General features: G+C 62.5%; 15 protein-coding genes and 1 pseudogene. 8 read left to right on the forward strand and 8 right to left on the reverse strand.

Annotated features, from left to right (window positions below; translation table 11 throughout):
• Nucleotides 1–2 precede the first annotated feature (2 nt).
• Nucleotides 3–1,409: a TRAP transporter large permease gene (locus tag PYR71_RS23095; RefSeq protein WP_275620980.1), complete on the forward strand. Its 1,407-nt coding sequence runs from the start codon at nucleotides 3–5 to the stop codon at nucleotides 1,407–1,409.
• A gap of 10 nt (nucleotides 1,410–1,419) precedes the next feature.
• Nucleotides 1,420–2,454, forward strand: coding sequence for an L-idonate 5-dehydrogenase (locus PYR71_RS23100; protein WP_275620981.1), 1,035 nt, complete (start codon nucleotides 1,420–1,422; stop codon nucleotides 2,452–2,454).
• 106 nt (nucleotides 2,455–2,560) lie between these two features.
• Here the strand turns inward: PYR71_RS23100 and PYR71_RS31050 are convergent.
• Nucleotides 2,561–2,822 (reverse strand): annotated as a pseudogene (locus PYR71_RS31050) (hypothetical protein); the annotation flags it as partial.
• A gap of 165 nt (nucleotides 2,823–2,987) precedes the next feature.
• Here PYR71_RS31050 and PYR71_RS23110 point away from each other — a divergent pair.
• The gene (locus PYR71_RS23110) at nucleotides 2,988–3,185 is read left to right on the forward strand and encodes a hypothetical protein (protein ID WP_275620983.1); all 198 of its coding nucleotides are present in this window, start codon (nucleotides 2,988–2,990) and stop codon (nucleotides 3,183–3,185) included.
• 49 nt (nucleotides 3,186–3,234) lie between these two features.
• Here the strand turns inward: PYR71_RS23110 and PYR71_RS23115 are convergent, their stop codons facing one another.
• Nucleotides 3,235–4,527 (reverse strand): GGDEF domain-containing protein, encoded by a 1,293-nt coding sequence (locus PYR71_RS23115; protein ID WP_275620984.1) that lies wholly within the window; start codon nucleotides 4,525–4,527, stop codon nucleotides 3,235–3,237.
• 152 nt (nucleotides 4,528–4,679) lie between these two features.
• Here PYR71_RS23115 and PYR71_RS23120 point away from each other — a divergent pair, with 152 nt between their 5' ends.
• Nucleotides 4,680–6,374, forward strand: a complete 1,695-nt coding sequence (locus PYR71_RS23120) for a sensor histidine kinase (protein WP_275620985.1) — start codon at nucleotides 4,680–4,682, stop codon at nucleotides 6,372–6,374.
• The gene (locus PYR71_RS23125; RefSeq protein WP_183934589.1) at nucleotides 6,371–6,727 is read left to right on the forward strand and encodes a response regulator; all 357 of its coding nucleotides are present in this window, start codon (nucleotides 6,371–6,373) and stop codon (nucleotides 6,725–6,727) included. Before PYR71_RS23120 ends, PYR71_RS23125 begins: the two co-directional genes overlap by 4 nt.
• Before the next feature lie 147 nt (nucleotides 6,728–6,874).
• Here PYR71_RS23125 and PYR71_RS23130 read toward each other — a convergent pair whose 3' ends face one another.
• The 4 genes from PYR71_RS23130 to PYR71_RS23145 form a co-directional block, all read right to left on the reverse strand.
• On the reverse strand, nucleotides 6,875–7,393 hold the full coding sequence (locus tag PYR71_RS23130) for a hypothetical protein (protein ID WP_275620986.1): 519 nt from the start codon (nucleotides 7,391–7,393) through the stop codon (nucleotides 6,875–6,877).
• Nucleotides 7,394–7,452: 59 nt separating this feature from the next.
• Nucleotides 7,453–8,025, reverse strand: coding sequence for a GXWXG domain-containing protein (locus PYR71_RS23135; protein WP_275620987.1), 573 nt, complete (start codon nucleotides 8,023–8,025; stop codon nucleotides 7,453–7,455).
• 151 nt (nucleotides 8,026–8,176) lie between these two features.
• Nucleotides 8,177–8,674, reverse strand: coding sequence for a metallophosphoesterase family protein (locus tag PYR71_RS23140; protein WP_275621048.1), 498 nt, complete (start codon nucleotides 8,672–8,674; stop codon nucleotides 8,177–8,179).
• Nucleotides 8,675–8,721: 47 nt separating this feature from the next.
• Nucleotides 8,722–9,543: a DUF1206 domain-containing protein gene (locus PYR71_RS23145; RefSeq protein ID WP_275620988.1), complete on the reverse strand. Its 822-nt coding sequence runs from the start codon at nucleotides 9,541–9,543 to the stop codon at nucleotides 8,722–8,724.
• 98 nt (nucleotides 9,544–9,641) lie between these two features.
• Here PYR71_RS23145 and PYR71_RS23150 point away from each other — a divergent pair, with 98 nt between their 5' ends.
• Nucleotides 9,642–10,109 (forward strand): NUDIX hydrolase, encoded by a 468-nt coding sequence (locus PYR71_RS23150; RefSeq protein WP_275620989.1) that lies wholly within the window; start codon nucleotides 9,642–9,644, stop codon nucleotides 10,107–10,109.
• 13 nt (nucleotides 10,110–10,122) lie between these two features.
• On the opposite strand, the gene PYR71_RS23155 is transcribed toward PYR71_RS23150, so the two are convergent.
• Both PYR71_RS23155 and PYR71_RS23160 read right to left on the reverse strand, forming a co-directional pair.
• Nucleotides 10,123–10,365 (reverse strand): hypothetical protein, encoded by a 243-nt coding sequence (locus PYR71_RS23155; protein WP_275620990.1) that lies wholly within the window; start codon nucleotides 10,363–10,365, stop codon nucleotides 10,123–10,125.
• A 210-nt stretch (nucleotides 10,366–10,575) separates the two neighbouring features.
• The gene (locus PYR71_RS23160; protein WP_275620991.1) at nucleotides 10,576–11,574 is read right to left on the reverse strand and encodes a LacI family DNA-binding transcriptional regulator; all 999 of its coding nucleotides are present in this window, start codon (nucleotides 11,572–11,574) and stop codon (nucleotides 10,576–10,578) included.
• 369 nt (nucleotides 11,575–11,943) lie between these two features.
• Between PYR71_RS23160 and denD the strand changes: the two genes are divergently transcribed.
• The gene (denD, locus tag PYR71_RS23165; protein ID WP_275620992.1) at nucleotides 11,944–12,930 is read left to right on the forward strand and encodes a D-erythronate dehydrogenase; all 987 of its coding nucleotides are present in this window, start codon (nucleotides 11,944–11,946) and stop codon (nucleotides 12,928–12,930) included.
• Nucleotides 12,927–13,700 (forward strand): SDR family oxidoreductase, encoded by a 774-nt coding sequence (locus PYR71_RS23170; protein WP_183934597.1) that lies wholly within the window; start codon nucleotides 12,927–12,929, stop codon nucleotides 13,698–13,700. Before denD ends, PYR71_RS23170 begins: the two co-directional genes overlap by 4 nt.
• Nucleotides 13,701–13,748 lie beyond the last annotated feature (48 nt).

Raw genomic sequence — 13,748 nt, forward strand, 5'->3', positions numbered from 1 at the left:
CCATGCTGCTGCTTCTTGGTTCCTTTCTGGTGATGATGCTGATCGGCGTGCCCGTCGCCATCTCGATGGCCGTCGCATCCGTGCTCTACATCGTGCTCTACGGCATCGCGCCGGACATTATCGTCGCCCAGCGCATGATCGCCGGCGTCGAAAGCTTTCCGCTGCTCGCCGTGCCCTTCTTCATCCTGGCAGGCAATCTGATGAACTCGGCGGGTGTGACCGGCCGCATCTATTCCTTCGCGGTCGCGCTGGTCGGCTGGATGAAGGGCGGACTGGCGCAGGTCAACATTATCGGCTCGGTCATCTTCTCCGGCATGTCGGGCACGGCGCTCGCCGATGCGGCCGGCATCGGCACGATCGAGATCAAGGCGATGAAGGATCACGGCTATCCGGTCGAAGCGGCGGTCGGCGTCACGGCGGCATCTGCCACGCTCGGCCCGATCTTTCCGCCGTCGCTGCCCTTCGTCATCTATGGCATGATGGCGAACGTCTCGATCGGCGCTCTGTTCATGGCCGGCATCCTGCCCGGCATTGTGATGACGCTGCTGATGATGATCACCGTCGCCGCCTTTGCCTATTACAAGCGCTGGGGCTCGGACGCACCCTTCGACGTCAGGCAGCTGCTGTCGGCCGGATTGGAGATCATCGTCGTGCTGATGGTGCCCGTGGCGATCTATCTGATGATGCGGGCCGGCCTGTCGATGAATGCCGCCGCGGGTATTGCCCTTCTCGCGCTTCTGGCGCTCGACTGGTATTTTGGCTTTTCCGCCGTCATGGCGCTGATGACCCCGGTTATCCTGATCGGCGGGATGACGATGGGCTGGTTCACGCCGACCGAAGCTGCGGTGGCGGCGGTGCTCTGGTCCTTGTTCCTCGGACTCGTGCGCTACCGCACCATGACCTTCTCGACGCTCGCCAAGGCCAGCTTCGATACGATCGAGACGACGGCATCCGTTCTCTTCATCGTCACCGCGGCTTCCGTCTTCGCATGGCTGCTGACGGTCAGCCAGGCCGCCCAGCTGCTTTCCGATGCGATCCTGTCGATCACCGACAATAAGTGGGTGTTCCTCATCCTCGTGAACCTGCTGATGCTGTTCGTCGGCTGCTTCCTCGATACGATCGCCGCGATCACCATCCTCGTGCCGATCCTGCTGCCGATTGTCGCCAAGTTCGGTATCGATCCGGTTCAGTTCGGCCTGATCATGACGCTGAACCTGATGATCGGCCTGTTGCATCCGCCGCTCGGCATGGTGCTCTTCGTGCTGTCGAGAGTGGCCAAACTCTCGGTCGAACGCACCACAATGGCGATCCTGCCCTGGTTGGTGCCGCTCTTCCTCGCATTGATCTTGATCACCTTCATTCCGGCCGTATCGCTCTGGCTGCCGCAGCAACTCGGACTGTTGAGATAGGAGGGTTACGATGCCGACACGTCTGGCACGGCTTTATCAAAAGGGCGATCTCAGGGTGGAGACCGGCACCGTACTGGCTCCCGGCCCAGGCGAAGTGCTTCTGAAAATGGCGGCCGCCGGCATTTGCGGCTCCGATCTGCACTATTATCAGGACGGCGGTTTCGGACCGATCAGGGTACGCGAGCCGATTATACCCGGTCACGAGGCATCGGGAACCGTGAAGAGTGCAGGGGAAGGGGTAGACCTGAAACCTGGGACTCTGGTGGCGGTCAACCCGAGCCAACCCTGCGGCCTGTGCGAATATTGCGGGAAGGGACTGCCGATCCACTGTCTCGACATGCACTTCATGGGCAGCGCGATGCGCCTGCCTCATGAGCAGGGCATGTTCCGGGAATGGCTGGTCGTGCCGGCCAGCCAGTGCTTCGAAGTGGGAGCGGCGGCGACGGCCTCGGAAGCCGCATGCAGCGAGCCCTTGGCCGTTTGCCTGCACGCGGCATCGCGCGCGGGAGAGTTCGCGGGCAAGCGCGTCCTCGTCACAGGCGCCGGTCCGATCGGCTGCCTGATGGTTGCCGCCGCCCGCTATCACGGCGCGGCCGAGATCATCGTGACCGATCTGGCCGATGCGGCGCTGAAGAGAGCCGAGGCGATGGGCGCGAGCCGGACGATCAATGTGTCTCGAGAGGCTGCGGCGCTTGCCGAATTCGAGACGGGCAAGGGCTATTTCGATCTCGTCTTCGAGTGCTCGGCCGCCGCACCCGCCATCCGTAGTGCCATTGCCGCCATCAGGCCGCGCGGCACGATCGTGCAGGTCGGCGTCACAGGAGAGATCCCGATCCCGCTCAACGCCATCGTCGGCAAGGAGCTCCATATCCATGGCACGCAGCGTTTCCACGAGGAATTCGCCGCCGCCGTCGAGCTGATCTCAAGTCGAGAGATCGATGTCCGGCCGATCATCAGCCACAGCCTGCCCCTCGAAGAGGCCACCGCAGCCTTCACACTGGCCGGCGACCGGACGGTCGCCTGTAAGGTACAGCTTACGTTTTAGAAGTCTGTGTCACTCCCTGCAGGCGCGCCATTCGCGTAGGCGAGATGGATCTTCGCGCCGATCGTCGTCAGCGGCTGCGGCGGCAGCGAAGCCGGCTTGGCCTGCAAAGCCGCACCGGCGCCTGCAGGCAGTCGGCCACGCCTCTTATATAGGCGGCCGGCTGGATGATGACCGTGCCAGGCGAGAACAGGCCGGAGGGTGAAGGCCTTCGATGAAATCATCCGAGGAAACTTCGTGCGGCAGGTCGATGATGAAGCCGGAATCGGCGTCGGCCGGACCCGCCACGATGCCCGCTTCGAGAACGGGACCCGCAGCGTCGAATCGAGCCGCAAGAGCCGGTGCGCCGCCGACAGGCCCGCAAAACCGCCGCTGTTTCGCAGCGCCAACCGGCCTGACAAGCTGCGATATGGACCAGCGGCGTGCCGAATGGTCGGAAAAGTGCAAGGCCATGTGGAAACAAAGCGGGCCGAGTTTTGTTACTGATAGACCCGCGCAGGAGTTCCTCGAGCGGCGGCCGAAACGGGAGCAGAATCATGGAGACAGCAACGCAGTGGGCGCTTTTCTTCGGCGCGCTGACGTTGGCGAGCTGGATAGCGGGAGGCCTTGCGGCCGTCCTTGGAAGTGTCGAGCTCGGCCACCGACAAACAGCGACAGAATATCTGACATTCGGACTGAGCGCCGCCGGCTTCGTCTCGGCAGTCGCCATGGCGGCGGTGTTAGTGATCCGCTGACGTTGATTGCGCCGATGCCCGTCGATCGAAACCTCCCGCCCAGCTGCCTTCAGCGGCGGGCGGCGATCTGCTCCGCAGCGGGTGGCGGACGGTGGAAGACGCAGACCTGGTTGCGGCCTGCTTCCTTGGCGCGATAGAGTGCCACGTCGGCTTCGTGCTGGAGATTGGCCAGGGAAAGGCCAGTGTCCGCAGCCGATTTGAACGCCACCCCGACGCTCAGCGTCACCGACGGGCCGACGCTGGAAGACGGGTTCGGAAGGGCGGCGGCCTCCACGCTTTCACGTATTCGCTTCGCCACCGCGACGGCCTCTTCTTCGTCGACATCCGGCAGGACGATGAGAAATTCCTCGCCGCCGTGGCGCGAGACCAGGTCGCGATCGGCGCGCACGCAGCTCTGGATGATGCCGGCGACCTTGACAAGGCAGCGGTCGCCTTCGCCATGCCCGAGCTTGTCGTTCAGCGCCTTGAAGTGGTCGATGTCGCACATGAGCATGGCGACGATGCCGGTTTCACGGCCGTGGCGCCAGAGGCTCTCGAGCGTTTCCATCATCCAACGGCGGTTGGCGATCCCCGTCAGCGGATCGGTTCTGGCCAGCCGTTCCAATCGGGCATTCGCATCGGCCAATTCCGCAACGCGGCGCTGATCCCTGCAGTCCAGGAGAAATGTCTTCTGCGCCAGTATGTTCATCGTTCGCCTGGCGACCACGGTCGCGATGATCCCGCAGGAAAAGAACAGGGTCCCGGCTATGACGCTGCCCGCATCCACGAGCGGGTTGTACCATTGAAAGGTGAAATAGAGGCAGAGGGCATAACAGGCGATTGCGATCGTCCAGGCGAGCGGCACGCTGAAGATGGTGATTGCGCTGGTGGCGACGAACAGCATGATGGTCAAATGGCGCTCGTAGAATTCGCCTCCGGCAAAGACGCCGACGAGTGCGACCGACAGCAGGATGACGCACATTCCGCCGAGGAGCGATGCGCGCTGAACCGCTGCCGGGCGCGGCTTGGTCCAGACGAGCGCCGTCAGGATCGCCGCCGGCGGCAGCAGGCAGGCCGGGGCGACCATCAATAGGGCAACCTCGCGGGGAAGCAGCATGGCATTCAGCGCCAGCGTCAGAACGTCGACAAAGGCGACCCATGTCATCCAGGAGCGGATGACTTTCGCCCTCTGGCGCCACAGCCTTTCGTCGAACCGGCGCAGCAGGTCGCCCGTCAGGCGAATATCGCGGGTTCGGCCGGATAAGAGGCGTTCGACTTCGTCCGCCACGGCACCGGTCAGCGGCTGCGGCGAGTAGGCCCCGGCTGCAGGACGGTCGAAGGACGTGCTTTTGCCATCATTCATCTTTGCTCTATCTAACCAAAATCGGAAACTCGGCAAGGCTGCCGCGCGAACGTCCGGATACCTGCATTGATATTTTGTAAACAAGATTGGCCGCGTGATCTGGGCTAGACCCTTTCGAACATGCTAACTAGCTTATTCCGAGAGGGAGCAGGATGAGACTTAAGCTGGTCGCAGTAGCGGTCGCGGCGCTGGCGCCGGTTGTGGCGATGCTCGTTTACAACGAAGTCGCGCTCCGCCATCAGCGCAATGAAGAAGTGCGCGCATCCGCGGCACAAGCGGCCAGACAAGCCTCGTCCGAAGTCGAACGGATCATAGAGGGCCTGCACGCCCTTCTCGTCTCCGTCGCCGCCATGCCTTCCGTCCGGCAGCTCGACGTCCCGGCTTGCAATGCGGCGCTCGAGGCGGTTGTCGAAAGCATTCCGAACATCCGCACCATCTTCGTTGTCGGGCTCGACGGACAGCCGATCTGCGGCAGCATGGCTTTTCCCGAGGGCGTGATCTTCTCCGATCGAGACTATTTCCAGCAGATGCTCACGACCAAGGCTTTCGTGGTCGGCACCTATACGCAGAGCCGCCTTGTCGACAGACCCGTCCTGCCGATCGCAATGCCCCTCATGGAGGGCGACGCCATGAAGGCCGTCATCGTCAGCGGAATCAGGGTGGACTGGCTGCAGAACCGTATCACCGAGCGCGGTGTTGCTACCGGCAATGCGGTGACGATAGCCGATGGCAACGGGACGATCGTTGCGCGCGTTCCTTCGCCCGAGCGCTTCGTCGGCACCGCCATGCCCGACGCCTATCAGCGGCTGATCCATGCCGACCAGCCCGATGTAATCGAGCTGATGAGCGAGGACGGAACGGAACGCATCCTTGGCTATCGCCCGATCGCGCTGCCTTCCAATCCTCTCTATGTCAGCGCCGGCTTCTCCAAGGAGGAGGCCTTCGCCCCGATCAACAGGGCGACGACGATGAATACGCTCGCCATTATCGGCGGCGCGCTCTTTGCCTTCCTGGCCGCGATCTTCATCGGCAACCGCTTCATCCTCGTGCCGATCTCCAGGATCGCGGATGTGATGGAAAAGTGGCGCGGCGGTCAAACGACGGCGCGGACCGGCATGAAAGGACCGGACGAACTCGGTGTCGTCGGTGCGACCTTCGATCGGCTGCTCGATGAACTCGATGAACGAAGACGCCAAAGCCAGGAGGCGGAGGAGGAGCGCAGCCTTCTTGTCCGCGAACTGGCTCATAGGGTCAAGAATGGCTTCACCCTCGTTCAGGCGATCGCCCGGCAAACCTTCTCGCGCTCCGATCCGGAAAGATACAATTCCTTCGCCGAGAGGCTCGCAGCGCTCGCCGGCACTTATGATCTCATCCTGTCGCGCGAGGGATCGGTCTCATCTGTCAGGGAGATTGTCTCCGCAGCCTTGCGTGCCCACGTCGCCTCGCAGGCCGAGCGCATTCGCCTGGATGGCCCGGAAGTGGTTCTTCCCGCAGACATCGCGCTGCCGCTTTCGCTCGTTGTGCACGAGCTGGCGACCAACGCAACCAAGTATGGAAGTCTCGGAAGCGAATATGGAACAGTCACCATCGAGTGGAAGCAGGATGACGGACGCGTCCTTCTCGTCTGGACGGAAGCGGATGGACCGCCGGTTTCGACACCGACGAAAAAGGGCTTCGGCTCGATACTGATAGAACGGGCCTTCCCGGCGAAGGCGCAGGCGCGGTCCAGGTCGGACTACAGGCCGGGTGGCCTCGTTTTCGAAGTTATATTTTTAATCGGGGAACCGGTTGCGAAAGGCGAAGTTGACCCTCTGGGTAAGGATGACATGCATGCGAGCGAAACATGAAAACCAAAGTAGTCGTGGTCGAGGACGAAGCTCTGCTGCTGATGATGGCGGTCGGCATCGTCGAGGAAGCAGGCTTGGAGCCGCTCGAAGCACGCAATGCTGATGAGGCTCTGATGCTTTTCGAAAGCGTGCCCGGCATTCGGATTCTGTTCACAGACATCGACATGCCGGGAAAGATGGACGGTTTGAAACTCGCAAAGGCCGTCCGCGATCGCTGGCCGCCCGTTGAAATCATCATCGTCTCCGGCATGAAGCAGCCGGACAAAGATGAATTGCCCGAGCGCGGCGTCTTCTTCCCCAAGCCTTACGACACCCGACAGCTCTGCGACGCGCTGGTCAGAATGGCTACCTGATACCTGAGTCGACGCACGGGCTTGCGCATCTGAATGCCGCGGGCAAACCGCATCCTGTTGGCATCTCCGGCGTTTTCCTTGCTGCAACAACAGGCGATTGCGGCGAGCATCACGCCGGAAAGCACCGAAACGAAAGCGGGCGGCCTGCTATCTTTCTGTCGTCGAAGGCCGCTGCAAATCGATGCGACTGGTCACGACCGGCTGGCCGGAAGCAGGATCTTGGTCGACGGTCTGAAGTCGAAGCCGGTTCTGCCCGACTTTCTCGATCATCAAGACCGCGTCTCGATCGCCGTTGACCAGCCGCGCCCAGGTCACGCGCAGGTTGAGGGCAGCACCTTTCCTGCTGCCTGCGAGCTTCGACGGCAGTCCCGACGGCCCGACATAGTTGCCGGTATAATGCTCTCCGGCGGCCTTGACGGTCGCAGAGAAGCTTCTGGTGAAAACCGCCAGGCCGCGACACTTTCCGTTCATCGAAACGGTGGATGCGCTCGCATCAGACCGGAGGGTGCAGGAGACCTTCAGATTTGTGCCGCCAATCCGCGTGAGCACCCTTCCAGTCCCGCTCCAGTCGCCGGCCAAAGACTGCAAAAAACCCACCTCCGACGCCAACGACCCGACAGGCAGGCAAGGCAGCAAGAGTAAAGTTGCGATCAGGACCATACGCATGGCAGCCCCCTGGTTTGCGTGTCCGAACAACAGGTCGGCATGGCAGATTGTTCCCGGCGTCAGATTGTTTTTGCCGCCCTCGCAGGTGAAGGGCCTGACGACCCCGCCGTCGCTGCGGTGGCGTCGATTCTTCGCAGCTTGAAGAAATAACGACGGGCGTCGCCCGCAATGCACATCATGCCAGCCAGCTCTTGGCCATTCATCCTGCGAAAGTAATCGACGATCGGCTGCCTGTCGTAACGCATTGCGGCGGTGACACCGTCCCCCGAAGTCTGAAGCGCAAGCGACGCGGTCGTGCCCCTCGCACGCAATGCCTTCTGTAGATAGGAGAACCAGCTTCGGGCGACCATTGTGCGCCCGAACGGTGCGGCTTTGATGGCCAGTCCGATTGGAAAAAAGCCGGGTTCGATGGCGATCAGCCGATCGGCTCGCCACTGAAAGAGGAGGGCGTCCGCGCGCATGTCCGCGTGAAACCGCTTGCCGAACCAGCCAAGGTTCTCGAGAACGCCGTCGAGCGGGTGATCGGACGGAATACCGGCCCCCCTCCACAAGCCGATCATCTCGACCGGCTGGACAGGCTTCAGCGAAGAGAACCAGGCCTTCATCTCGTCCTGCCGGCCCATGCTTTCCATCCGTTTCCAGTCACGCGATCGAACCTCGCCCGCGACAAAGCAGATGGCGGCGCCGCCGGCCAGATCATGCGGTTCCGGCGCCTCGGCAAGGAGAGCGTCACCTGCCAGGGCTTGGATCCCGCGGACGCCGAATGTTCTCGATACGGCCGGATCACAGCGCTCGCTCCGTTGACAGCAAGGCTTCCAGCGACACCGGCCTGAGACCGTGCCCGTCGACGCCGACATCGTACTGGCGGGGCAGGGGTTTCAGGCGGCCATGGGAATGTCCATGCAGATTGATCGATTTCTTGCCCATCTTGTTCCAGGTGCGGAACGGGTAGTGGCACAGGATCAGGAGATGATCGTCCAGCGTCATCTCCTTGTAGTGCTGAACGCTCGCCCATCCCCTCGCCTCCGTCGTCGTCGGCGGATCATTATTCCCGATGATGAGGTGCTTGCGCCCGTTCAGCATCGAAAGGAGCTGGTCACAATTCCCGCCACGGAAGGACATGACGTCGCCGAGATGCCAGATGTCGTCCTGCGGGCCAACGATTTCGTTCCAGTTCCGGATCAGCGTCACGTCATGCGAGGCCATGTCGGGGAAGGGGCGTCGGTCGATGCGAAGGACGCGCGGATCTGCAAAATGGGTATCGCCGGTGAAGTAAATCATCTGACAGAGATGGCGCAGCTCGCCCGGTTGGAAAGTCGCCGTTTTTTTCAATGGCCGGCTGTGGGGATCGAATCTTTGATGTCGGCAAGGGACGGACCGCGCACGACGCGATAGCGCGCCTCGACGAGGTTATAGACTCCGAAGGCCGCCAGTCCGGCCGCGACGGCGATATAAAGGATCGAGCCGAAAGGCAGCTGCCTCACCCATTCAAGCGCGTCCGCCATGCTGCCCGCCTGTTGCGGGTCGACGCGGAAACCCGCATAGGCGAAGAAGATCCCCGTGATCACGAAGACGACGCCGCGGGCGACGAGGCCGTAGACACAGACCGTGGTGACCACGCCGCTGGCATCGGCAAGCCTCAGATAGCGCTCGAATTTCCTGGTGATGCCCTTGGCTGCCGTCACGACCCCGCCGATGATGAAGCCGAGGCCGACGGCAACGGCAAGATAGGCGCCGAACGGCTGCGACATGATCCACTGGGCCAATCCCTTCTCACCCGAGCCTTGGCTTCCGCCACCGCTGAAAAACGCGTGTGCCAGGGCGTATCCCGCAAGCCCGAGGTAGACGACAGCGCTGCCGAAGAGAACCGTGCGGATGGCGATCGCCTTGGTGCCGGTGCCATGCCCGTCGGAATCGGCCAGCGACTGGGACAGCCGCCAGGCTACGAATCCGAGCAGGCCGATGCCGATCAGCCCCACCCAGACGCGGCCGAAGGGCTGCGCGAGCAGCGTCGAAAGCGCCGACTTCGTTTCCGGCCTTCCGCCGGCAACACCGGAGAACAGGGCCAGGCCCGCCACAAGCAGGAATACGACGCCGCGCGCCACATAGCCGCTCTTGGCAAGCAGGTCGAAACGAAATCCTTTGGCCATGATATACTCCGCGCATCTGTGTGGCTGTCACCCCTAACGCGCCACCACGCGGAAAGTTGTCGTCGAGGAAAAGGCGACGCTCACGCCGGGAGTTGCCGATGCCGGTCCGTAGCGCCGGACTTCTGATCCACCGCCTTTCCGAGACGAGGCCTGAGGTCCTGCTCGTGCATCCCGGGGGTCCATTCTGGGCCAGGAAGGACGAGGGCGCCTGGTCGATCCCGAAGGGATTGATCGAAGCTGGTGAAGACGAGCTGTCGGCAGCAATCCGGGAGGCGCGGGAGGAGCTCGGCGTGGAAATCCAGGGAGCGTTCGCCCCGCTCGGCGAATATCGCCAACCGGGCGGAAAAATCGTGGTCGTCTGGTCGGTGGAGGCCGAGCTTGATGTCGCGAAGGTGCGCAGTTCAGAGTTTCAGCTCGAATGGCCGCCACGATCGGGCCGTTTCCAGAATTTTCCCGAAGTTGACCGCGCCGAGTGGTTTTCCACCGCAGAGGCTGAGATCAAGATTCTCAAGGGGCAGGTCGCAATGCTTGCAGATCTCGCAAAACAGCTCGGCCGAGGCCGATAAGGAGGCATTTCGATCACTCCGTTTCGATGAAGGAGCGGTCGGCCGTCTCGAGCAATATTGGCCAGCTGATCGTCGCATCGGCCATCATCGATGACACGGTCGGCTGGGTCCTCATGGCCGTGACGTTCAGCCTCGCCGAGCCAGCAGCTGGGCTGTGGCCGCAGTGAAAAGGAACAGGACCGCCATTGCAGCTTGCCAACGCCAGGCGTCTTTCAAGACCATATTCGTACTGCCCCTGCAATCGGGAGCGGCTCATCAAGGACCTCTTTCAGAAAGTCTGCGCCTAAAGCATACTGCTTCAGCGGCCCTGGCTCCGAGAAAGGCCCGCGGCGGCGCAAGGGCAGATATGCGAGCTTGGCGCTATTTCAATGTTCGGCGCCGGACGACATCCATCTGCATCGCAGACGCCATCAGCCATTCCTCAATCGGATGGGGATAGGCTTTGTTTACGAGCGGTTGCTGGAGCCTAATCGACGCCGGTAATCTCGGGATCGAACACGATGATCTTTTCTGAGGGCGGATTTCCGTCACTTCTGCTCGCCGCAAGCAGAAGTGCTGCGGCGGCTTCGCCCATCTGACGCCGCGGCGAGATCGAGGTCGCGATCCTGACGGGCAGGGCGCGGGCGACATCAAGTCCATTGAACCCGGCAATCAGAATATCGGCGGGGCTGGAAACGCCGAGTTCCAGGCATGCGAAGGCGCCGCCGGTCGCCATGTCGTCGTTGGAATAGTAAATGCAATCGAGATCGCGCGTCGCCGCGAGCATGGACATCGTCAGCCGCTTGCCGTGGGCCACCGAGGAATAGGCGGCGTTGAACCGCTCCTCCACGAAAGACAGGCCGCTTTCGCGCAGGGCCTTCTCAAAGCCGGCCTTCCGCTTGCCGGCCCGCAAGTCCCGGTCGATCGCGCTGCCGATATAGCCGAACCGCCGCCGGCCGGCCGCCAAAAGCGCTCTTGCCATCTCCTCTCCCGCCTTGCCATGAGAAAGCCCGACGTTGAAATCGATGGGCGTGCCGTCGAGGTCCATCAGCTGGATCACCGGGATCTCCGCATTCTGCAGCATTCTGACCGTTTCTGCCGGCTGATCGAGACCCGTCACGATGATGGCCGCAGGACGCCAGGAGAGCATGTCGCGGATGATCTCGCGCTCTTTCGCCATATCGTAGTCGGAGATGCCGAACACCGCCTGCATGCCGGATCCCCGCAGTCCGGCCGAGATGCCCGCCAACATCTCGGGAAAGACGATGTTGGACATGCTGGGAACGACGACGGCGACGAGGTTCGTGCGCTGCGACGACAGCGAGAGCGCCAGCCGGTTGCCGACATAGCTCAGCCGTTCCGCCTGCTGGAGCACTTTTGCGCGGGTCTCCTTGGAGACGTCGGCCGCGCCGCGAAGGGCCCGTGATGCCGTCATTTTGCTGACACCGGCCGCGGCGGCAACCTCTTCCAATGTGGATTTACGCATCGAACCGATTCCTTAGTCGAATTGCCTCGCCAGCGGTCAACACCAGATTCATAGGCTCTTTTCCAAAAAAGGAAAATACGCAGTACTTGACATATGCGAGTAAAATGGGCGTTGTTACCGATACCGGTATCGATACCAACGATCAAACCCAGGAGCAGAAACGGGACGGACGAGGCTTTGGGCGTCCCGCATCGTACGAATGTTTGACTGCGACCATCTGCGGATCAGCCTAGCCGGCTTGACCTGCAGGTTGCAGACCTATCTGAATTCGATCGGATACATTCCGATCGTGCCGCCAGCTGCAACATAGAACGCGGCGAGCAGCGCGATCTTGCCGAAGACACCGGCCGAACGGGAGGAAGAGCCGCCATGCATGTGATGATTTTGGGCGCGGCCGGCATGGTCGGCCGCAAGCTGGTTGAGAAGATCGCGCGCGAGCCGCTGGCTTTCGGCCGGCCCGTCACCCGGCTGACGCTGGTGGACGCCTTTCAGCCGTCCGTGCCGGAACCGCTCCGGCCGGTCTCGACAGCGCTGACGGTCGACCTCGCCGGTGCCGGCGCCGCCGACAGGCTGATCGAAGGCCGGCCGGAGCTGATCTTCCATCTCGCCGCCGTCGTATCGGGTGAGGCGGAAGCGGATTTCGACAAGGGTTACGCCGTCAATCTCGACGGCACGCGCGCCCTGTTCGATGCGATCCGTCAGGCCGGCCTCACGAGCGATTACGTGCCGCGCCTCGTCTTCGCCTCCTCGATCGCCGTCTTCGGAACGCCGTTCCCGGAAGTCATTCCCGACGAATTCTTCACCACGCCGCTGACGAGCTACGGCACCCAGAAGGCCATTGCCGAACTGCTGCTCGCCGATTATTCCCGCCGCGGCATTTTCGACGGCATCGGCATCCGGCTGCCGACTATCTGCGTGCGGCCCGGTGCACCGAACAAGGCAGCATCCGGCTTCTTCTCCAATATCCTGCGCGAACCGCTGGTCGGCAAGGAAGCGGTGCTGCCGGTCAGCGACAGCGTGCGGCACTGGTTTGCAAGTCCGCGCGCGGCCGTCGGCTTCTTCATCCATGCCGCGACGATCGATACGGCACGGATCGGCGCGCGGCGCAACCTCACCATGCCAGGCCTTTCCGCGCTGGTCTCCGAAGAGATCGAAGCGCTGCGCCGCGTGGCCGGCGACAAGGCGGTCGCGCTCATCAAACGCGTGCCCGATCCGGTAATCGAACGCATCGTCGCCGGCTGGCCGACCCGGTTCGACGCAGAGAGAGCGTCTTCGCTCGGCTTCAAGGCGGAGACGAGCTTCGACGAGATCCTGAAAGTACATATCGAGGATGAACTGGGCGGGAGGATCGCATGAGCATATCGGCCAGCGGAAAGGCAAGGATCGCGCTTGTCACCGGCGGCGGCACCGGCGTCGGGCGAGCCATATCGCGGGGGCTGGGCGCTGCCGGTTACGCGGTCGTCATTTCAGGACGGCGGGCCGACGTGCTCGACAAGGCCGCCGCTGAGCTTGGCGGCGAAACCGGCGCGGAGTTCTTCGCGGTTTCCGCCGATGTCGGCGATCCCGCTTCGGTGCGGGCTCTTTTCGACGCCATCTCGGAAAAATACGGGCGGCTCGACCTGCTGGTCAACAATGCCGGCGTCACTGTGCCGGGGGTGCCGCTGGAAGAGGTTTCCTTTGAGCAATGGAGCGCCATCGTCGCCGCCAATCTCACCGGCGCTTTTCTCTGCACCCAGCAGGCCTTCCGACTGATGAAGAGCCAGAATCCGCGCGGCGGGCGCATCATCAATAACGGCTCCGTTTCCGCCACCACACCGCGCCCGAATTCCGCACCTTACACGGCGACGAAGCACGCCATTACAGGACTGACGAAATCCACCGCCCTCGACGGGCGCGAATTCGACATCGCCTGCGGTCAGATCGATATCGGCAATGCCGCAAGCGACATGACGACGAGGATTGCGGCCGGCGTCTTGCAGGCAAACGGCAGTATTGCCGCGGAGGCGACGATCGACCCGGCGCATATTGCCGATGCGGTCGTCTACATGGCGGGCCTGCCGCTCAGCGCCAATGTGCTGACCATGACAGTGATGGCAACGAAGATGCCTTTTGTCGGGCGGGGGTGAGAAGGCGGGCTGCCGCCGGCCGAAAACGACATAGATACAGTGCATTGC

It is taken from the genome of Rhizobium mulingense, from assembly GCF_029194105.1.
In the GTDB taxonomy this organism is placed as follows: Bacteria; Pseudomonadota; Alphaproteobacteria; order Rhizobiales; family Rhizobiaceae; genus Rhizobium; species Rhizobium mulingense.